A 19,937-nucleotide genomic window follows, 5' to 3' on the forward strand; every position below is an offset into this window, starting at 1 on the left:
CGGCTGGCAGGATTCGAACCCACGACCCCTTGGTTCGTAGCCAAGTACTCTATCCAACTGAGCTACAGCCGCACGCAGAAGCGGAAGTATAGCAGGGTTGTATAAAAAGGGAAGCCTTATTCGCGAATTAGGTGCCATGACCTTGCCGGGGCGCCCTTCGTGTACCCTTGGAGCATCAGTCATCCATGTTGAATCCGCATCATGAACAAGGCGTTTGTCAAAGAGTCGGACGGCGACGACGACGATCTCGACCAGGCTCAACCCGCGATTCCTGCGGGCTCGAAGAACTACATCACGCCGGCCGGTCACAAGCGGCTGCGCGACGAGCTGCTGAACCTGATCGACGTCGAGCGTCCCGAGGTCGTGCGGCTCGTGTCGTGGGCCGCGTCGAATGGCGACCGGTCGGAGAACGGCGACTACATCTACGGCAAGCGGCGGCTGCGCGAGATCGATCGCCGCATCCGCTTCCTGACGAAGCGGCTCGATCTCGCCGAAGTCGTCGACGCGAGCCGGCAGGAGAATGTCGACCAGGTGTTCTTCGGCGCAACGGTCGATTACGAGACGCCGGACGGCGAGGATCACACGGTGACGATCGTCGGCATCGACGAGGTCGATCTCGACCGCGGCTGCGTCAGCTGGATTTCGCCGGTCGCCCGCGCGCTGATCAAAGCAAGGATCGGCGATACCGTCACGCTGATGACGCCGGCCGGCCCGCAGCCGATCGACATACTCGACGTCCGGTATCCGGCGCGGAGCGACGCCTGAGCGACGCCTGAGCGACAGCCGGCCCGGTGGTGCGGTAAAGAAAAAGCGCCCCGGTGGGGCGCTTTTTTTCTTCCGGCGTACGGTGGCGTTGCCGGTTGCTCAGAAGCGATGGCGCAGGCCGGCCGTGACCGCGATCTGCTTGTTGGTCGACGACGCGCCACCGAGGCCATTGACATAGGCGCCGATGCCCAGGCCGTCCGTGCTGACGCGCTGATACACGCCTTGCACGTACACGTCGGTCCGCTTGGACAGCGCGTAGTCGGTCTGCAGGTTGAACTGATTCCAGCCCGGATGACGGCCGTCCAGGAAGCCCGCGGTGTACGTGTACGACCCGGCCAGCGACAAGGCCGGCGTGAGCGCGTAGCGTGCGTTCACTTCGTAGTTGTTGAAGCGGGCAAACGTGCCGTCGAGACCCAGGCCGCTCGACACGCCCGAGGCACCCGCAGAGATGCCGAGCGCCCGGTTCACGCGCGATTGCGTGAACACGAAGCCGGCCGTTGCCGGGCCGAACGTGTAGTTCAGGCCGCCGCCGAACACGCGCTGACGCTTGCCGACGAACGTGTTGTCGCCTGCCACCGCGCCGCCGCTGTTGGTGACCGCAGCCGACGTGAGGCCCGAAATGTCATTGTTCAACTGCAGGTAGCCGGCGCCGATATTGAAGCCGGCGTAGGTGTACGACACGCCCGCGCTGTATGCGCGATTGTTCGAGAACTGGTTGCTGTTCGAGAAGCCGTACAACGCGCCGAACTTCAGGCCGCCGTAATTGACGCTCGTATACTTGACGGCGTTATTGATCCGGAACGAATTGTTCAGGTTGTCGTTATCGAACGGGTGGGCAAACTGGGTGCCGCCAAATTGGGTACCGGTCAGCGACAGCGGCCCGATGTAGTCGACGACGCTATCGTACTGGCGACCGAGGGTCACGGCGCCGAGCTGGTCGTGCGACAGGCCGACGAACGCCTGGCGGCCGAATTCGCGGCCATTCTGGCCGAGCGTGCCATTGGCGATGTTGAAGCCGTTTTCCAACACGAAGATCGCTTTCAGGCCGCCGCCGAGATCTTCCGTGCCGCGCAGGCCCCAGCGGCTGCCGTTGATCTGGCCACTGCGTTCCGACCACGAGCTGTGGCCGCCCTGGTTGTTGGTGTAGGTGATGCCGGCGTCGATCAGGCCGTACAGCGTGACGCTGCTTTGAGCATGTGCTGCGGTAACGATTACACCCGACAACGCGGTGAAGATCAGGGTTTTTTTCATGGATCTGTCTCCAAACAGGATGATATCGATCGAACCTGCGGTGGACTGGCCGTGTTTTGCTTGACGCTGTAGCCGGTCCGGCAGAACGGCGGTGCGCTTATCGGAAAGCCATCTGCAGTGTACGGAGTGCGCGGAGTGGGGACGGTTCGCGCTTTAAGCAATAATGTATTTTGGAATCCGCAAAGATCGAAAAAATCGCGCAAACGATTGCCTGTCAAGGCTTTGCGGCAGTGCAGCGGAAGAATGGAGCGATCAGGACTACGTAACGGGCGTTGCGCGATTGCGACAGGTGGTCAGCCGCAGGCAGGGGTGCCCCTAGCGCGATTATTGACACATCGGCAATAGAGGTTTGTGTGGAGCATGGATAATGAAAGGTTGTTCTCTCGCTATACTGCGATCTCTGCTTTCCGAAGCAGACTTTTTCGTTGACGGAAAAGATCTCCAAACCTTTGTCGGCGCGACTTCCCAGTCGCGCTTTTTTTTTGCCCCGCTTTCCGTGCGCTATTACGTGTACGAGCGCCGCTTGCGCTTGGCCGCAGGCGCGGCTTCCTCTGCTTCGACCGGCGGCGGCGTGTAGGTCCAGTCTTCCATCACGTAGTGACGGGCATCCAGGGGCGATGCGAGCAGGTTCTGCCAATGATCGCCGTGCCACGTCGTATCGAATTCGCTGTCACACGGCGCCTCGCGAGCGGACTCGGTCAGGGCGCGGGACTTGCGGCGTACGCGTCCGAAGCGGCTCGCGAAGCGCTTGATTCCGTCCAGCCACATGACCTTCTCCTTCCTTTCGGCGTTGAGTCAGCATCGCAATGTCCCCGGGTTTCCGCAACCCGGAAAAAACCCGATGAATTTACCGGGTTGATTTGTCCCCGGTAGGAATTTCATACCTGCGATTATTGACAATCTGATCCCGGTAACATTGACAGGTTTTTCAGGTGAATCAATTAATCAAAGGCGATGGTGTACCGATTCCAGTGGTATTAGCGTCCTTTTGATAAAACTATCGTTAAAAATTTTCTTGACGCACCCGGATTGTCCAATTTATAAAGTCACCACTCCGTCCTCGGGCGGCGTGCTGGTGCGGGTGCTGGCGCAATGTTTCGGGATTTCGGGAAACGGCTATAAAAATAGCTTTTTTGATCTAATCGAGTGGGGAACGAAGACATGGATACCGGTATCGTGAAATGGTTTAACGATGCTAAAGGTTTTGGTTTTATTACGTCGGACAATGGTGGTGAAGATTTGTTTGCGCACTTTTCCGAAATCCGCATGGACGGCTTCAAGACGCTGAAGGAAAACCAGCGTGTTTCGTTCGACGTCAAAGTCGGTCCGAAAGGCAAGCAGGCAGCGAATATCCAGGCCGTCTGACGCGCCACGCATTGCCGATCACGTCTGGCCCCCGCATGGCGGGGGCTTTTCGTTTTCCGGGGACAGTACATTCGGGCCCGGGCTGGCCGCGGGCATGCATGCCGGTGCATACTCACGGAAGCATCGTTTCCCTGTCTTTTCATGTCCGATTCCCGTCCGTCCGATCCCGCGAGCGAACAGCCGCTCGTTTTCGTCGACCTTGAAACCACCGGCGGCTCGTCCGCCGAACATCGCATCACCGAAATCGGCGTCGTCGAAATCGGGCCGCTCGGCGTGTCGACGTGGACCAGCCTCGTCAATCCGGGGCAGGCGATTCCGCCGTTCATCCAGCAACTGACGGGCATATCGGATGCGATGGTGCGCGACGCACCGACGTTCGCGTCACTCGCGCCGGCGCTGTTCGAGCGGCTCGACGGCAAGCTGTTCGTCGCACACAACGCGAGTTTCGACCGCGGTTTCCTGCGCACCGAATTCGAGCGCGCGGGCTTCGCGTTCAATCCCGATGTGCTGTGTACGGTGCGGCTGTCGCGCGCGTTGTTTCCGCGCGAATCGCGGCACGGGCTCGATGCGTTGATCGAACGGCATGGGCTCGTTCCGGCCGCGCGCCACCGGGCACTGGCGGACGCCGACCTGCTCTGGCAGTTCTGGCGTCAGCTGCACGACATCGTGCCGCTCGAGCGGCTGCGCGACCAGATTGCATTGACGACGCGTCACTTCCGCCTGGGCGGGGAGCTGACCGAAGCGTGGCTCGATACCGCGCCGGCGGGATGCGGCGCGTACGCGCTGTTCGGAGAAGGAGATGCTGCGCTGTATGTCGGCCGCAGCGTGCGCGTGCGGCAGCGGCTGCGCGCGCTGCTGACCGGCGAGCGCCGCTCGTCGAAGGAAATGCGGCTGGCGCAGCAGGTGCGGCGCGTCGAATGGCGCGAGACCGGCAACGAGCTGGGGGCGATGCTCGCCGAAGCGCAATGGATTGCCCAACTGCGCCCGTCGTACAACCGGCGCCCGGCGGCCGATGCCGCCCGCGCGGGCGGCGCGCCCTGGCCGTTCGAAGGCGCTGTCGCGTTCGAGGCGCACGGCGAGCGCCGTCTGTTTCATGTGATCGACGGCTGGCGTTATCTCGGCGCGGCGGAATCGCTCGATGCGGCCGCGCGGCTCGTGGCCGACGGAGCAGCCGGCGCGTTCGAACCCTTTACCCACCGTCTGCTGCAGACGCATCTCGCGCGTGGTCTGCAAGTGATTCCGCTCACGGCGCTCACGCCGGCGGATTGAGCGCCGGCATCATCCACGCCGCGTCGCGTCAGCCGATCGCGCTGGCGCCGCCGCCGGAGCAGACGTGTGACAGCGCGGTATCGAGTGCCTGCGACTGTGTGGAATCGTAGCGCGTGAGCGTCTTCCAGTTCGCGATGCTGCGCGCGAGCCGCGCCTGGCAATCGGGCGCATCGCGAAGCGGCGCGACCCGTGCGAGACCCGTGAGCATTTTCTGTGTCAGACGGTCGAGTGCCGGCCGCGTGCTGGTCGCGAGATCGGGCGGCGTGCCTTCCGGCGGCTGCGTCGCGCGCCAGGTCGCGAACAGGGCGTTCTGCACGTCCTTGCTTGCCGTGATCTGATCCTCGAAGAACGTGCGCGCGAACGCGGGATCGACGCCGGCCTGTCCTGCGCGCTTTTCGACTGCGGTGAGCAGCGCTGCTTCGCGCGGCTGATCCTCGATCGCCTTGTGATTTGCCCATTTCCATCGTGCGACCGGTTCGGCGAGCGCGAGGCGCTGCGACGCGAGCGCAACGATGTTGGTGAGGGCGGTGTCGTCGCCGTCCGCGCGGGCGATATGCGGAGACGCAAGGAGGGCGACGCCGAGCGCGGCGACAGCGAGGCTGGCACGAATGGCTTGCTTCATCGGAACGATCGGGAGAGCCGGGCGGGCCGGACGTGGAAAACCAGAAGGATAGACGAAGACAGTCGCGCGGCGTAGCGTCGCGACAGGAGAATCAGCAGGCGAGCTGATCCGGCACCGTCAGGCTGTTGCAGCCCGGGTGCGAGGCGAATTGCGCGCGATGCGCAGGGATGAACCGCACGATAGCGATGATCGACACGTGGCGGTTACAGATCCGAACTGTCGTTCACTTCGGCGAGTACAGCTTGTGCTGCTCGTCGAAGAATGCCCGAACGTGTTCGGGCAATTCGGCGAGGAATTCCACGCCGACGGGTTCCGGATCCGGGCTCATCACTTGCTCGGGCGGTGGCATGCGAGTTGGTCTTTCGTCCATGATCGTTTCTCCAGCAGGTTCAATGATTATCAACCTCGCGCTTGGATTTATGCCAGTGGCGAATCGTTAGATTTTGTCTCTGTTGTATTAACGGCACATGCGCTGCGATGCGAGGTGTGATGGCCGCTATTGCATCCTGCGCAGTCGGCAGCGAACGGGTCGCTTGCTATACTTGCGCGCACTTTTTCCTGGACCGCGATGAGACGAACGACGCGATGGATCGGCCTCGTATGGCTGGCGCTGGTACTGAACGTACTGTCGCCCGTCGTCGGCTACGCGCGTCTTGCGTCGAGCGGCTCCGGCGCGCTCACGCTCGAATTGTGCAGTGCGGCAGGTGCGCGCCAGGTCGTGCTCGCGCAAGCGGGCGGCGACGCGGGCACGTCGTCGTTCGACCATGCCGGCGTGCCGCACTGCGTGTACTGCCCCGGCTTTGCGGCGAACCTCGCGCTCGGCACGAGCCTGCCCGAGATGCCGGGCTTCGTGCGGACGTTCGCCTATCGCGTGGCCGCACCGGCCGTTCCCGATTTTCCCCGCAAGGGCATCCGTCTCGCGCAGCCGCGCGCCCCGCCTGAAAACGCCCCGATCTGATTGATGTCGTCCGCGCGCCCCGGTGGCGTGCGAGCCGCCCGCGGCCGGGTCCGCGTGCCGCGCCGTGCGTGCGCGGTGCGCGCCCGTGTCCGGCGGCGTCCGATCACGTTTTCAGGAACTCACTCATGTCGTCTACCTTTGCCGCGCGGCCGTCGCGCGGCCGGCTCGCGCTCGCATGCGCGGCCGCTTTCGCGTGGCCGGCCGCGCACGCCGCCTCGACGGACGAGGCTCGCGCCGAGGCGGCCCGCGCGGGCGCCGATCGTCCCGCTTCCGCCGGCGTCGTCGCGCCGGCTGCACCGGCCGGCGATACGCTGACCGCCGTCAGCGTGACCGCGCAGCGGCAACCCGTCGATCCGGATACGCCGGCCGTCGTCACGTCGATCACGCGCGAGCAGATCGAGTCGCACACCAACGTCACCACCGAGGACGCGCTGAAGTACGCGCCGAACCTGATGGTCCGCAAGCGCTATATCGGCGACCGCAACAGCGTATTCGCGGGCCGCGACTTCAACGAGCTGCAGAGTGCGCGCGGGCTCGTCTATGCCGACGGCGTGCTGCTGTCGAACCTGCTCGGTTCGAGCTACGCGTATCCGCCGCGCTGGTCGCTGATTCCGCCCGACGACATCGCGCGTGTCGACGTGCTCTATGGCCCCTTTTCCGCGCTGTATCCGGGCAACGCGATCGGCTCGACCGTGCTGCTCACCACGCGCCGCCCGGAGAAGCTGGAGGCGTCGCTGTCGACGCAATTCTTCACGCAGCGCTACCACGACGGCTACGGGTTCGCGGACAGCTTCGGCGGCAATCATCAGACCGCGCGGATCGCCAACCGCGTCGGCCGGTTCTGGTTCGCCCTGTCGCTCGACCGGCTGGAGAACGACGGCCAGCCGATGCAGTATGCGAGCCCCAATTCCGCCTACAACCCGAAGCTGGGCGCCGCCGTGCCCGTGACGGGCGCCGCGACCGACATCGGGCCCAATGGCAGGCCGCGGACGATCGTCGGCGCGCAGACGATCGAGCGGACCGAACAGCTCAACGAGACGGTCCGCATGGGTTACGCGTTCACCGACCGCGTCGAGGCGACGCTCACGCTCGGGCATTGGGAAAACCACTACCGCCAGCACGGCGAAACCTTCCTGCGCGACGCGGCCGGCAATCCGGTCTACGGCGGCAACGTATCGATCGGCGGCCAGAACATGACCGTCGCGCCGAACGCGTTCGCGCCGCAGCGCGGCGACCAGGAGAACTGGCTGTACGCGCTCGGCCTGAACGGCCGGCTCGATTCGGGCTGGCGGCTGTCGGGCGTCGTGTCTGCATACGATGTGTCGCGCGACGTGCTGCGGGCGGCGTCGACCGTGCAGGGCGGTGCGGGCACGCTGTTCCAGGGCGACGGCACGGGCTGGCGCACGCTCGACCTGAAGGCCGAGGCGCCGGAGGTGAAGGGCCACACGTTCACGTTCGGCTATCACTACGACAACTACTTCCTGCGCAACGTCACGTACAACACGGCCGACTGGCTGGCCGGGCCGACCACGTCGCTCGCGAGTGTCTATCGCGGCGATACGCGCACGCAGGCGCTGTTCGGGCAGGACGCGTGGCGTTTCGCGCCGGGCTGGCTCGCGACGCTCGGGCTGCGCTACGAGCGCTGGGATGCGTATGGCGGCGCGCTCGGCAATGCGGGCGGCACGCTGGGTTACGCGGACCGCGGCGCAAACGCGCTGTCGCCGAAGGTCGCGCTGCAATGGGATGCGACGGACGTGTGGCGCTTCCGGCTGTCGTTCGCGACCGGCACGCGGTTCCCGACGGTCGGCGAGCTGTTCCAGGGCACGATCTCGAACAACGCGATCGTCAACAACAACCCGAACCTGCGGCCGGAAAAGGCGATCGACTGGGACTTCACGGCCGAGCGCGACGTGGGCGTCGGTGTCGTGCGCGCGAGCGTGTTCCAGAGCGACCTGCGCGACTCGATCTACAGCCAGACGACGGTGTCGGGCGCGACGACCGTCACCAACATCTCGAACGTCGACCGCGTGCGCGTACGCGGCGTCGAACTCGCGTTCAGCGGCGAGAACGTCGGGCTGAGGGGGCTCGCGATCGACGCGAACGTGTCGGCAAGCAATGCGCAGATCCTCGCCGATGCCGCGAATCCGGCCTACGTCGGCTCGCGCTTCCCGCGCATTCCGCGCATGCGCGCGAACCTGCTCGCGTCGTATCGCTTCGACGAGCACTGGCTCGCGAGCGTCGGCGTGCGCTACTCGGGCCGCCAGTTCAACACGCTCGACAACAGCGACGTGAATCCGGATGTCTACGGCGGCACGAGTTCGTTCACGGTCGTCGACCTGAAGGCGCGCTACCGCCTCGATCGTCACTGGAGCGCGTCGCTCGGCATCGACAACCTGACGGACCGCCGCTACTACGTGTTCCATCCGTATCCGGGCCGCACCTTCTATGGAGAATTGAAATGGTCGCTGTGAAGTCGTTCGCGGCAGGCTGCGCGCTGTGGCTCGCGGTGCTGACGCCGGCCGGCGCGCATGACGCGCACGATGCGTCGAAAGCCGCCGATCCGCATGCCGCGCACATGAACATGCAGGCCGCGCCTGCCCAGCAGAAGCAGCCGCTCGCGACGGGCGCCGCGTTCGATGCGCGTCACCGGCTGTGGGTCGCGTGGGTCGAAGGCGCGCATGTCGTCGTCGCGCATTCCGACGACGCAGGCCGCACGCTGTCGGCGCCTGTTCCCGTCAACGCGATGCCGGAGCCGGTCTACACGAGTGCCGAGAATCGTCCGAAGATCGCGACGAGTCCGGACGGGCGTGCGGTGTACGTGTCGTGGTCGATGCCGCTCGATGCGCCGTACACGGGCATGGTGCGTTTCTCGCGCTCGCTCGACGGCGGCGCGACGTGGAGCGTGCCTGTTACCGTGCACCGTGACCGGCAGGCGATCACGCACCGCTTCGACATGATGGCCGTCGATCCCGCCGGCAACATCGCGATTGCATGGATCGACAAGCGTGATCTCGTCGCGGCGAAAGCGGCGGGGCAGGCGTACGAAGGCGCGGCCGTCTACTACGCGGTGTCGCGCGACGGCGGCGCATCGTTCGAACCCGAGCGCAAGGTGACCGACCACACGTGCGAATGCTGCCGGATCGCGATGGCGATCGATCCGGCCGGGCGCATCGAGGCCGTATGGCGCAACGTGTTCCCGGGGCAGATTCGCGATCACGCGCTCGCGGTGCTGCCCGTCGTGGCGTCGGAGCAGGTCGTGCCGGTGCGCGCGACGTTCTCGAACTGGCATGTCGAGGCATGCCCGGAGCACGGGCCGGCACTGGCGATCACGCCGGACGGCACGCGCCACCTCGCATGGTTCGGCGTCGTCGACGGCCGGGCCGACGTGTTCTATTCGCGCATCGGCGCCGATGGCCAGCCGCGCGGCACGCCCTGGGCGTTCGGCGCGAATCCTGCCGCACCGGGCGAGCAGGCGTCGCATGCGGCGCTCGTCGCGCGCGGCGACGTCGTTTGGCTTGCATGGAAGGCGTTCGACGGCGACACGATGCAGATCAAGCTGCGCCGGTCGGACGATCGGGGCGAGCACTGGTCGGCGCCGCGCGTGATCGCGTCGACGTCGGGCGCGAGCGACAACCCGCAACTGCTCGACGATGCGGGCCGCCTCTATTTGTCGTGGCGCACGCGTAACGACGGGTACCGGCTGATCGCGGCGGAGGGGGCGCAATGAAGCGGCTGATTGGGTTGATCGGCATCGTGCTCGCGAGCATGTCCGCGTGGGCCGGCGGCGAACTGCAGCCGCTGCGCGCGGCCGACGTCGCGCGGTTGGTTGCAACCGCGCACGAGCGGCCGCTGGCGATCGAGATCTGGTCGCTCGATTGCGGATACTGTCGCGAGAACGCCGCCCATCTGGTCGCGTGGCAGCGCCGTCATCCGGACGTGCAGCTCGCGATGGTGGCGATGGATGCGTATGACGACAACGGTGCGGCGATCGCGCAGGCGCTTGCGCAGATGAACCTGCCGCCGCAGGTTGCGCAGTATGCGAACGCGGAACCGATGCCCGAGCGTTTGCGCGCGGCACTGGATGCCGGATGGCGGGGGGAAATGCCGCGCACCGTGTGGATCGGGCGCGATGGCGCACGCGAGGCGCGCAGCGGATTGCTGACGGCCGACGTGCTCGATGGCTGGTTGCAGCACGCGAAGCGTTGAACGCGCGGGGGGCGCGCGGCGAACGGGCCGCGCGCCGGCCTGATGCGAAAACGCGCCCGAAGGCGCGTGGAGAGAAGCGTCAGGCCGCTCGCTTGAATAGCCGGATCACGAACAGCAGGATCACCGCGCCGACGACCGCGACGATCACCGAGCCGATGAAGCCGCTGCCGACGCTGATGCCGAGTATCCCGGCGAGCCAGCCGCCGATCACCGCGCCAACGATCCCGACGATGATGTCGACGATCAGCCCGAAGCCGCCGCCCTTGACGAGCAGGCCGGCAAGCCAGCCGGCGATTGCGCCGATGATGAGCCACATAATCAAGCCATGAGTCATGGTGGTCCTCTCCTTGGGTTGAGTCGAAATGACCGGACGCCGGCTGTCGCGCCGCAAGCTGGTTGAAAGCGGCGTGCGACCCGCCGCGCCGCCCACGCAATGTAACGCGATAGGCGGGTCAGAATCGTTAAGTAATGTTATGCACCCTTAAGCGGATTTTCCAGGGAATTCGTCTGGCTACGGCGCGGTTCGTGCGGGGACGATGCGCGACGAAATGAATCTGTAAGAAATGGCTGCCGTCGAAGTGCGTCGGTCACGCGTGTGACCGCCCGAGCGTCGTTGCCGGCAGGTGCGCGTCGGGCAGACCGTCGCCCGCATCGGCGATCAGTCGCGCGACAGTTGCGGCATCGCCGATCGCTTCGATCGACAGCAGTGCGAAACGGGCGAGAAAGAGCGACGCATCGGCTTCGCCGATCCGGGTCATCGTGTGGCACAGGTCGGTGTAGAGCGTGTCGCGTTCGGTGTCGGTCATCATGCGGTCTCCTGACGATCGGTTTCGGTTTCGGTGGATGTGCGCGGATGGAGCGCACGATCGAGTGCGGTGGCCAGGTCGTCGGCATGCGCGTCGTGCCAGCGGCCGAGCACGTGCCCGTCCGGACGGACGAGATAGACGGTGCCGTTGCGTGCACCGTACAGGGCGAACAGCCTGCCGTCGTCGTCATGGCCGCTGCACGCCGGGTGCCGTGGTGCAGCATGCCGTGCGAGCGTAACGAGTGCGAACGGCACGTGCGCCTCGTGCAGGCGTTGCTCGAGCGCGGCGAGCGACGGATCGGGTACGCCATCGCTCGTGAAGCAGAACGCGGTGAAGCGTGGTGCGACGAGATCGGTCAGGTGGCCGCGGCGTGTGTCGTCGCCAGGTGCCGCATACAGCGTCAGCGGACATTCGGCGAGTACCGTGCCGGGTGCCGGGCCGGCCGCGAACGTGTCGCGTTCGGCTGCGTTGAGCGGTGACGCCGCATACGCGATGGCCGATGTCTGGCGCGGATTGATCAGCGAACGCAGTGCCGGATGCCGGACCGCGAGCGTCAGCACGGCCTTGCGCATCAGTTCGAATGCAAACGACGGCGGTGCCATGAACTCGGTGCTCTTCGTGCCGTAGCGCAGGTTCTCGTGCGTCGCGAATACGCGCTCGTCCGAGTAGCTGTCGAGCAGGGCGTCCGACGCGATGCCGCGGATCACGTACGCGAGTTTCCACGCGATGTTGTCGGCATCGTCGATACCCGAATTCGCGCCGCGCACGCCGAAGATCGGCACGAGGTGCGCGGCGTCGCCGCAGAACAGCACGCGGTCGTGCCGGTAGCGTTCGAGCGTCAGTGCGTTCGCCTTGTAGATCGTGATCCAGATCGGCGACCATGCGCCGCGCTCGCCCATCATGTCGAGCAGGTTCTGCACGCGCGGGATCACGTTCTCGGGCTTCACGGCCGCCTCGGCATCCTCGTCGTCGCGCAACTGGTAGTCGATCCGCCACACGTTGTCGGGCTGCTTGTGGACGAGCACCGTCGAGCCCGGGTTCGACGACGGATCGAAGTACGCGAGGCGCTCGGTGGGCCGGTCGCTGTCGAGCGCGATGTCGACGATCACGTAGCGGCCCTCGTAGCTCGTGCCCTGGAGCGACAGGCCGAGTGCATCGCGCATCGTGCTGCGTCCGCCGTCGCACGCGACGACCCGGTCGGCATCGAGCGCGTAGCCGCCGAGCGGCGTGTCGACGTCCAGGCGCACGCCGTCCGGTTGCCGCGTCACACCGGTGACCTTCGTCTGCCAGCGGATCTCGATGAGATCGGGGCGGCGGCGCGCGGCGTCCAGCAGGAACTGCTCGATGTGATACTGCGCGAGGTTCACCATCGGCGGCAGCTTCTGGTTCCCGTCCTGCGGCATCGTGAAATGCAGGACTTCATCGCGACGGTAGAAACTGCGTCCGCCGGTCCACGGCAACCCGACGCGCAGGAAATCGTCGAGCGCGCCGAGCCGTTCGATGATCTCGAGGCTGCGGCGCGAGATGCAGATCGCGCGGCTGCCGTGGCAGACCGAGTCGTCGGCTTCGATCAGCACGCTGCGGATGCCGTGATTCGCGAGGCCGAGCGCGACGGCGAGACCCACGGGGCCGCCGCCGACGATCGCAACGCGATGCCGGTGCGTATCGATGCCGTCGACGCAATCCGGCAGATGCGCGGGATGGCGCTCGGCGACGAACGGATAAGGTTTGAACGTGATGCTCATCGTTGGCTTCCACCGTGGTCGGGTTCGATGCGCACGCATCGATCGACGCGTGCAGCAGGTCGATGCAGTATGAAAGCCGGTCGTGCCGCCGGTGTCCCCATTTCGGGTACGGCGAAACACGGCGCGCGTGGCCGCGCTACGCCCGGCGCGAACGGAAACGCGTCAGGGCTGCAGGCACAGCGCAAACAGCTCGCGCTGGCTCGAAATGCCGAGGCGCCGGTACGCGCGCTTCTGGTAGGTGACGACGCTCGATGCCTTCACGCCGATGGTCTCGCCGATCTCGTGTGCGGTCTGGCCGTCGAGCACGCCGCGCAGCACGTCGAGTTCGCGCTTGGACAGGTCGGGGCACGCATGACGCAACCGCGCGAGCATCCGTTGCGGAATGCCGATCTGCGTCGCGCCGGCGAGCGCGTAGTGATGTTTCGCGGCCTGGGCGATCAGCGGCGCGAGTGTTTCGATCGCCGCGATCTCGCGCGGCTGGAACGCGCCGCTGCGATGCGCGCGGTACAGGTTGATCGACAGCCACGTCGCATCGTCGGGCTGCATCAGCAGCGCCAGCCGGTCGGATACGTCGGGGCCGCGATAGCATGCCGCGCGATACGCTTCGTGATCGATCTCGTCGCCGGCCTGCCGGTGCAGCAGCAAGTCGTGCCGGTGCGTGCCGCGATGGGCGGTCGATACGATCTGCTGGTTGCCGTCGAGTGCGTAGAAGTGCCGCGCGTAGGTGTCGGCGACGTCGCGCAGGTAGCGGCCGCCGCGACGATCGGCGACCGAGATCGTGCGCGGACGATTGCCGAACTCGTACGCGAAGATCGTGCATTGCGTGATCGACAGTGCATCGTCGAACAGCGTCAGGACTTCGGCCGCGAATGCGTTCGGCTCGCTGCCGCCGATCGCGGCGACGAGCCGCGTCGCGCGGGACACGTCCAGCTGTGCGTTGAGAGTCGGTCGCTCGAGACGCCAGGTGCGCATGATGCGGGGAAGGGGCGGAATGGTCCGGCGATTGTAATCGGCGGCACGCGGCGCGTGAGTCGGGGGATGCCCGCAAGCGGGGTGAGGCGGGGAAGGGCGCGCACGATTTCGGCGCCGGAAAAGAGAAAAGGTCTGACAAGCGATGCTTGTCAGACCTTTATGTCTTGGTGCCGGAGATAGGAGTCGAACCTACGACCTTCGCATTACGAATGCGCTGCTCTACCAACTGAGCTACACCGGCAGCAGAGAAATGAAATTATATGGTGAAATCCGAGATCTTGGCAATAGGTTTTGCGAACTTTTTTTCAGCTTGCTGCTGCTGCTTCGCGAAACCCTCGATCCGGCGGACTTCCCGCTTTCACTTCACTGTGATGCGACCGGTCAGGGCCACATCAAGAGGCGCGATTGTACTTGTGCATCGCACCTCCGTCTAGTGCTGCAGTGCAATTATTTTGCTTCGTCGTGATAGCCGGTGACGCGCTCGACTTCGTTCTTCGAGCCAAGGAACACGGGCACGCGCTGGTGCAGGCCCGTCGGCTGCACTTCCATGATGCGCTGCGTGCCGGTCGTCGCGGCGCCGCCTGCCTGTTCGACGATGAACGACATCGGGTTCGCTTCGTACATCAGGCGCAGCTTGCCCGGACGATCGGGCGTGCGCTTGTCGGCCGGGTACATGAAGATGCCGCCGCGGTTCAGGATCCGGTGCACGTCGGCGACCATCGATGCGATCCAGCGCATGTTGAAGTTGTCGCCGCGCGGGCCGTCCTTGCCGGCGTTCAGTTCGTCGACGTAGCGCTTGACCGGGTCGTACCAGTGGCGCGCGTTCGAGGCGTTGATCGCGTATTCGCGCGTGTCGGCCGGGATCTGCATGTTGCTCTGCGTGAGCACCCACGAGCCGACTTCGCGGTCGAGCGTGAAGCAGTTCACGCCGTTGCCGGTCGTCAGCACGAATACCGTTTGCGGGCCGTAGACGGCGTAGCCGGCCGCGACCTGCTGCGTGCCGGGCTGCAGGAACGACTCTTCGGTCGCCTGCTTGCCGTCCGGGCAGCGCAGCACCGAGAAGATCGTGCCGATCGACACGTTCACGTCGATGTTCGACGAGCCGTCGAGCGGATCGAACACGAGCAGGTATTCGCCGCGCGGATAGTTCGCCGGGATCGGGAAGAACGTTTCCATTTCTTCCGATGCCATCGCGGCGAGGTTGCCGCCCCATTCGTTCGCGTCGAGCAGGATTTCGTTCGACAGGATGTCGAGCTTCTTCTGCACTTCGCCCTGGACATTCTCGCTGCCGGCAGTGCCGAGCGCTTCGCCGAGCGCGCCTTTCGACACGTTGTAGCTGATCGCCTTGCACGCGCGTGCGACGACTTCGATCAGCAGGCGCAGGTCGGCGGGGAGGTTGTTGGTCTCACGTTGCTGTTCGATCAGGAACTTCGACAGCGTGGTGCGGCGGGCAATGGACATGACAGACTCCAAAAGGCCAAAGAGAATCCTTGAATGGCCGCAATTTTACCTGTCGCGCCTCCCGTGCCGCCGGCTTTTTTCGTCCGGTTACATCGCCGGGCGGCCGAACCGGCCGGGTTTCCGGCGGCACCGGCGGGCGGGTCGCGCGTCGCAGCGCCGGCCGGCCGTCCGGTCAGACCCCGTGACCGAGCCCGGTTTCAGCCGCGCTCGCGCAATAAAAAAGCCGGCGCCGCATCAGGCGGCACCGGCTTCATCGCGCGAATGCGACGCGAGCGGCGGCGTTACGCGAGCGCCTTCTCGACGATCTCGCGCACGTCGCGCGACTTCGCGCCGGCCGCGACCTGCTCGAGCGCTTCGCGCATCCGCTCGCGCAGTGCCGGCGTGAAACGGCGCCACAGTTCGAGCGAGCGCGCGAGGCGTGCCGCGACCTGCGGGTTGATCGCGTCGAGCGCGAGCACCTGTTCGGCCCAGAACGCGTAACCCGAGCCGTCCGCCGCGTGGAATTGCGCGGGGTTGGCCGCGCAGAAGCTGAAGATCAGCGAGCGCGCGCGGTTCGGATTCTTCAGGTTGAACGCCGGATGCGCGAGCAGCTTGCGCACTTTCGCGAGCGTCGGCTGCGCGGGCGTGCCGCGTTGCGCCGCCTGCATCGCGAACCACTTGTCGATCACGAGCGCTTCCTTCTCGAAACGACGATAGAAATCGTCGAGCGCCTGCTCGGCCGGCCCGCCCGCGCCCGCGGCGGCGGCGGACAGCAGTGCGCCGAGCGCGGCCGCGCGATCGGTCATGTTGTTCGCCGCGTCGTACTGCGCGGTTGCGAGGCGCACGGCATCGGCCGGATCCTCGAGTTCGGCGAGATACGCGAGCGCGAGGTTCTTCAGCGCGCGGCGGCCGGATGCCTCCGGCGTCGGCTCGTAGGCGCCGGGCGTCTGGTGCTGCTCGTACGCGGCGAGCCAGTCGGCGCGCAGCGCGGTCGCGAGCTGGCGGCGCACGAACTGGCGCGCACGATGCACGGCGGCCGGATTGGCTTCGGCCATCTGGTCGGCGAGATAGGTTTCCGACGGCAGCGTCAGCGCGAGTTCGCGGAACGCCGGCGACAGCGTCGCGTCGGTCAGCACGCGGCGGAACGCGGCGACGAAGTTCTCGCCGAGCACGAGCGGCTCGTTCGCGGCGGCACGCGCGGCGAGTGTCAGCAGCGCGCGCGTCGCGAGGCGCTGGCCGGCCTCCCAGCGGTTGAACGGATCGCTGTCGTGCGCGAGCAGGAACGCGAGATCGTCGTCGCTGTAGTCGTACTCGACGATCACCGGCGACGAGAAGTTGCGCAGCAGCGACGGCAGCGGCGCCTCCGGCACGTCGACGAACGTGAAGGTCTGCTCGGTGTCGGTGAAGTCGAGCACGCGCGTCGTGCCCGATGCGGCGGCTTCGCCGTCGAGACGCAGCGGCAGGTCGCGGCCGTCGCGGCCGATCAGGCCGATCGCGAACGGGATCAGCAGCGGCCCCTGCTGCGTGTCGCGCGCGGCCGGCGACGCGTCGCCGTAACCCTGCGCGAGCGTGACCGTGTAGCGGCGCGCGGCCGCGTCGTACGCGGTGCGCACCGATACGCGCGGCGTGCCGGCCTGGCTGTACCAGCGCTCGAACTGCGCGAGGTCGCGCCCGTTCGCGTCGGCCATCGCGTGACGGAAGTCGTCGCAGGTCACCGCGTGGCCGTCGTGACGCTTGAAGTACAGGTCCATCCCCTTGCGGAAGCCGTCGCGGCCGAACAGCGTCTGGTACATCCGCACGACTTCCGAGCCTTTCTCGTAGACCGTCATCGTGTAGAAGTTGTTGATCTCGACGTAGCTTTCCGGGCGCACCGGGTGCGCCATCGGGCCGGCGTCCTCGGCGAACTGCAGCTGGCGCAGCACGCGCACATCCTCGATGCGCTTGACCGCGCGGGCCGCCGATTCGACGTCGTCACCCGCGGCCATGTCGGCCGAGAATTCCTGGTCGCGGAACACCGTCAGGCCTTCCTTCAGGCTCAGCTGGAACCAGTCGCGGCAGGTCACGCGGTTGCCGGTCCAGTTGTGGAAGTACTCGTGGCCGACCACCGATTCGATGTTCGCGAAGTCGGTGTCGGTCGCGGTCTCGGGGTTCGCCAGCACGTACTTCGTATTGAAGATGTTGAGCCCCTTGTTCTCCATCGCGCCCATGTTGAAGTCGCCCACCGCGACGATCATGAAGCGGTCGAGATCGAGCTCGAGGCCGAAGCGCTTTTCATCCCAGCGGATCGAGTGGATCAGCGCATCCATCGCGTGACGCGTCTTGTCGAGATCGGCCGGCTCGACCCATACCTGCAGCAGCTTTTCCTTGCCCGAGCCGGTCGTGATCTTCTCTTCGATCGCGACGAGCTTGCCGGCGACCAGGGCGAACAGGTAGCTCGGCTTGCGGAACGGGTCTTCCCACTTCGCGAAGTGGCGGCCGTCGGGGAGGTCGCCCGAATCGACGAGGTTGCCGTTCGACAGCAGCACCGGGTACGCGGCCTTGTCGGCACGCAGCGTGACGATGTACGAGGCCATCACGTCGGGGCGGTCGAGGAAGTAGGTGATGCGGCGAAAGCCTTCGGCTTCGCACTGCGTGAAGAAGTTGCCGCTCGACACGTAGAGGCCCGACAGCGTCGTATTCTGGTCCGGTGCGCACGCGCTTTCGAGCGTCAGCTCGAACGCGTCGGGCACGTTCTCGACCGTCAGCCCGTGTTCGTGCGCGCGTACCGCACCGTGCGGCGCGCCGTTCAGCCAGGCGCCGAGGCATTCGAGCGCTTCGCCCATCAGTTCCAGGTGCGGCGTAGGCGCGGCATCCGGATTGCGGCGCACGCGCATCGTATTCCTGACGATCGTGCGGGCCGGCGCGAGATCGAATTCGAGCGCGACGGAATCGATGAGGAAGGCCGGCGGCGTGTAGTCGGCGCGGCGGATCACGGTGGAGGAGGCGTTGTCGGACATGGTCGTCGAGATCGGTGGAGTGGGGGACGGGCCCGTTGCGCGGGCCAGGCGAACCGGGCCATTGTACAAAGGCTTGCGGCCGCGTGCCGGGCGAACTTTTTACCGCTTTCGGCAGTCCGCGTATTATCGGCATCCCGTTACGGTTCGCGCGGTGCGACGAACGGGTGACGGATCGACGAGGATCAACATGAAACGCGATTGGATTATTCGCGGTGCGGGCTGGGCGGCGGCGCTGTGCGTGGCGCTGCTGACGGGCTGCACCAGCTATGTGACAACCCAGGTCACGGCCTTCTCCGACTGGAGCGGCAGCGACGCGACACGCACCTATGCGTTCACGCGCACCGATGCGCAGAAGAACAGCATCGAGCAGTCGACCTACGAGCCGATCGTCGCGAACGAGCTGTCCGCGTATGCGTTCCGGCAGGTGCCGCCGGCGCAGGCGCGCTATCTCGTCGGGCTGACCTATGCGGTCGGCAGCGATCTCGTGACGGTGCCGCAACCGGTCTACTACGATCCGTGGTTCGCGCCCGGGCCGTACTGGCGGCGCGGGCCGTGGGGCCCCTGGGGCCCGTGGGGGCCGATGCCGGCCGGCTATGTCGCGCAAACGTACCAGGTGTTCGACTACACGCTCGGGATCCGCATCACCGAGCGCGCGACGGGCAAGGAGGTGTACAACGTGTCCGCGCGCACGACCGGCGACAACGGCACGCTGCTGTATGCGATGCCGTTCCTCGCGCGCAGCGCGCTCGCCGATTTCCCGCTGTCGAACGGCGCGGTCCGCTCGGTCCGGCTGCCGGTCGACAAGCGCGGCGGGCCGGCGGCGCCGGCCGCCAACGAGCGCGCGGTGCCGGCTGCACCGGCGTCGGGCGCGGCCGTCGCGAAGTAGCGCAGTATCCCGCTCGGCGCGGCCGTCCGGCCGCGCCGGCCATTCCCCTCCGTCAGACCCCGATACCCAGCAGCGCCAGCGCGCCGAGCACGACGAACAGCACGGCTGCGATCCCGTGCACGAGCTTGGTCGGCAGGCGGTGCGCGAAGCGGTCGCCGAGCAGGATCGCCGGCACGTTCGCGAGCATCATCCCGAGCGTCGTGCCGGCCACGACGCCGATGTAATCCTGGAAGCGTGCGGCCAGCGCGACGGTCGCGATCTGCGTCTTGTCGCCCATTTCCGCGAGGAAGAACGCGACGAGCGTCGCGCCGAATACGCCGAGCCGCGAGCGGTTGGCGTTGGCTTCGTCGGCATCGAGCTTGTCGGGCACGAGAATCCACAACCCCATCGCGATGAACGAGAACGCGAGCGCCCAGCGCATGATCGACGGCGTGACGAGCGCGCCGAGCCATTCGCCGAGTGCGCCTGCGAAACCGTGGTTCACGAGCGTCGCGACGAGCACGCCGAGAATGATCGGCACCGGCTTGCGATAGCGCGCGGCCAGAACGAGGGAAAGCAGTTGGGTCTTGTCGCCGATTTCAGCGAGGGCGACGGCGCCGGTGGAGATCAGGAAAGCTTGGGACACGGATGGGGTTCCACGGGCCGATGTTGTGCGT

Annotated in this window: 19 protein-coding genes and 1 tRNA gene; 8 read left to right on the plus strand and 12 right to left on the minus strand. The window is 66.2% G+C overall.

What is annotated here, in order from left to right; genetic code table 11:
- Positions 1-201 precede the first annotated feature (201 nt).
- Positions 202-765, plus strand: a complete 564-nt coding sequence (greB, locus tag BLA15945_RS23015) for a transcription elongation factor GreB (protein WP_059235573.1) — start codon at positions 202-204, stop codon at positions 763-765.
- 99 nt (positions 766-864) lie between these two features.
- Here greB and BLA15945_RS23020 read toward each other — a convergent pair whose 3' ends face one another.
- Complete coding sequence (locus BLA15945_RS23020) at positions 865-2,016, minus strand: porin (RefSeq protein WP_059235572.1); 1,152 nt, start codon at positions 2,014-2,016, stop codon at positions 865-867.
- A 504-nt stretch (positions 2,017-2,520) separates the two neighbouring features.
- The gene (locus BLA15945_RS23025; RefSeq protein WP_174993451.1) at positions 2,521-2,784 is read right to left on the minus strand and encodes a hypothetical protein; all 264 of its coding nucleotides are present in this window, start codon (positions 2,782-2,784) and stop codon (positions 2,521-2,523) included.
- A 393-nt stretch (positions 2,785-3,177) separates the two neighbouring features.
- Between BLA15945_RS23025 and BLA15945_RS23030 the strand changes: the two genes are divergently transcribed.
- Both BLA15945_RS23030 and BLA15945_RS23035 read left to right on the plus strand, forming a co-directional pair.
- Positions 3,178-3,381, plus strand: coding sequence for a cold-shock protein (locus BLA15945_RS23030; protein WP_006476615.1), 204 nt, complete (start codon positions 3,178-3,180; stop codon positions 3,379-3,381).
- Positions 3,382-3,522: 141 nt separating this feature from the next.
- Positions 3,523-4,650 (plus strand): exonuclease domain-containing protein, encoded by a 1,128-nt coding sequence (locus BLA15945_RS23035; protein WP_174993452.1) that lies wholly within the window; start codon positions 3,523-3,525, stop codon positions 4,648-4,650.
- A gap of 28 nt (positions 4,651-4,678) precedes the next feature.
- Here the strand turns inward: BLA15945_RS23035 and BLA15945_RS23040 are convergent, their stop codons facing one another.
- Both BLA15945_RS23040 and BLA15945_RS23045 read right to left on the minus strand, forming a co-directional pair.
- Positions 4,679-5,272, minus strand: coding sequence for a chorismate mutase (locus tag BLA15945_RS23040; protein ID WP_174993453.1), 594 nt, complete (start codon positions 5,270-5,272; stop codon positions 4,679-4,681).
- Positions 5,273-5,495: 223 nt separating this feature from the next.
- Positions 5,496-5,642, minus strand: coding sequence for a hypothetical protein (locus BLA15945_RS23045; protein ID WP_009690993.1), 147 nt, complete (start codon positions 5,640-5,642; stop codon positions 5,496-5,498).
- A 198-nt stretch (positions 5,643-5,840) separates the two neighbouring features.
- On the opposite strand from BLA15945_RS23045, the gene BLA15945_RS23050 reads away from it, so the two are divergent.
- The 4 genes from BLA15945_RS23050 (at position 5,841) to BLA15945_RS23065 (ending at position 10,436) form a co-directional block, all read left to right on the plus strand.
- Complete coding sequence (locus tag BLA15945_RS23050) at positions 5,841-6,230, plus strand: DUF2946 domain-containing protein (RefSeq protein ID WP_059235564.1); 390 nt, start codon at positions 5,841-5,843, stop codon at positions 6,228-6,230.
- Between the two features lie 125 nt (positions 6,231-6,355).
- Entirely contained in the window at positions 6,356-8,701 is a 2,346-nt protein-coding gene (locus BLA15945_RS23055; protein WP_174993454.1) for a TonB-dependent receptor, read from the plus strand.
- Entirely contained in the window at positions 8,689-9,957 is a 1,269-nt protein-coding gene (locus BLA15945_RS23060) for a sialidase family protein (protein ID WP_059235559.1), read from the plus strand. The genes BLA15945_RS23055 and BLA15945_RS23060 overlap by 13 nt, the downstream gene beginning before the upstream one ends.
- Positions 9,954-10,436: a TlpA disulfide reductase family protein gene (locus BLA15945_RS23065; RefSeq protein WP_059235557.1), complete on the plus strand. Its 483-nt coding sequence runs from the start codon at positions 9,954-9,956 to the stop codon at positions 10,434-10,436. Before BLA15945_RS23060 ends, BLA15945_RS23065 begins: the two co-directional genes overlap by 4 nt.
- 79 nt (positions 10,437-10,515) lie before the next feature.
- Here the strand turns inward: BLA15945_RS23065 and BLA15945_RS23070 are convergent, their stop codons facing one another.
- The 7 genes from BLA15945_RS23070 to pepN all read right to left on the minus strand — a co-directional run bounded on the left by BLA15945_RS23070 (position 10,516) and on the right by pepN (position 18,395).
- Entirely contained in the window at positions 10,516-10,770 is a 255-nt protein-coding gene (locus BLA15945_RS23070; RefSeq protein WP_059235555.1) for a GlsB/YeaQ/YmgE family stress response membrane protein, read from the minus strand.
- Between the two features lie 253 nt (positions 10,771-11,023).
- Positions 11,024-11,245: a hypothetical protein gene (locus BLA15945_RS23075; RefSeq protein WP_059235553.1), complete on the minus strand. Its 222-nt coding sequence runs from the start codon at positions 11,243-11,245 to the stop codon at positions 11,024-11,026.
- Positions 11,242-12,987, minus strand: coding sequence for an FAD-dependent oxidoreductase (locus tag BLA15945_RS23080; RefSeq protein ID WP_174993455.1), 1,746 nt, complete (start codon positions 12,985-12,987; stop codon positions 11,242-11,244). Before BLA15945_RS23080 ends, BLA15945_RS23075 begins: the two co-directional genes overlap by 4 nt.
- A 162-nt stretch (positions 12,988-13,149) precedes the next feature.
- The gene (locus BLA15945_RS23085) at positions 13,150-13,959 is read right to left on the minus strand and encodes a helix-turn-helix transcriptional regulator (RefSeq protein WP_174993456.1); all 810 of its coding nucleotides are present in this window, start codon (positions 13,957-13,959) and stop codon (positions 13,150-13,152) included.
- A 165-nt stretch (positions 13,960-14,124) separates the two neighbouring features.
- A tRNA-Thr gene (locus BLA15945_RS23090) sits at positions 14,125-14,200 on the minus strand.
- Positions 14,201-14,406: 206 nt separating this feature from the next.
- Complete coding sequence (locus BLA15945_RS23095; RefSeq protein WP_006485729.1) at positions 14,407-15,420, minus strand: class 1 fructose-bisphosphatase; 1,014 nt, start codon at positions 15,418-15,420, stop codon at positions 14,407-14,409.
- Positions 15,421-15,701: 281 nt separating this feature from the next.
- Positions 15,702-18,395 carry an aminopeptidase N gene (pepN, locus tag BLA15945_RS23100; protein WP_174993457.1) on the minus strand — a complete coding sequence of 898 codons (2,694 nt, stop codon included), beginning with the start codon at positions 18,393-18,395 and terminating at the stop codon, positions 15,702-15,704.
- A 187-nt stretch (positions 18,396-18,582) separates the two neighbouring features.
- Here pepN and BLA15945_RS23105 point away from each other — a divergent pair, with 187 nt between their 5' ends.
- The gene (locus BLA15945_RS23105; RefSeq protein ID WP_059235545.1) at positions 18,583-19,281 is read left to right on the plus strand and encodes a DUF4136 domain-containing protein; all 699 of its coding nucleotides are present in this window, start codon (positions 18,583-18,585) and stop codon (positions 19,279-19,281) included.
- A 52-nt stretch (positions 19,282-19,333) separates the two neighbouring features.
- On the opposite strand, the gene BLA15945_RS23110 is transcribed toward BLA15945_RS23105, so the two are convergent.
- On the minus strand, positions 19,334-19,906 hold the full coding sequence (locus BLA15945_RS23110) for a TMEM165/GDT1 family protein (RefSeq protein ID WP_174993458.1): 573 nt from the start codon (positions 19,904-19,906) through the stop codon (positions 19,334-19,336).
- Positions 19,907-19,937: the final 31 nt, after the last annotated feature.

The sequence above is a fragment of the Burkholderia arboris genome (genome assembly GCF_902499125.1).
GTDB classification, from domain to species: domain Bacteria; phylum Pseudomonadota; class Gammaproteobacteria; order Burkholderiales; family Burkholderiaceae; genus Burkholderia; species Burkholderia arboris.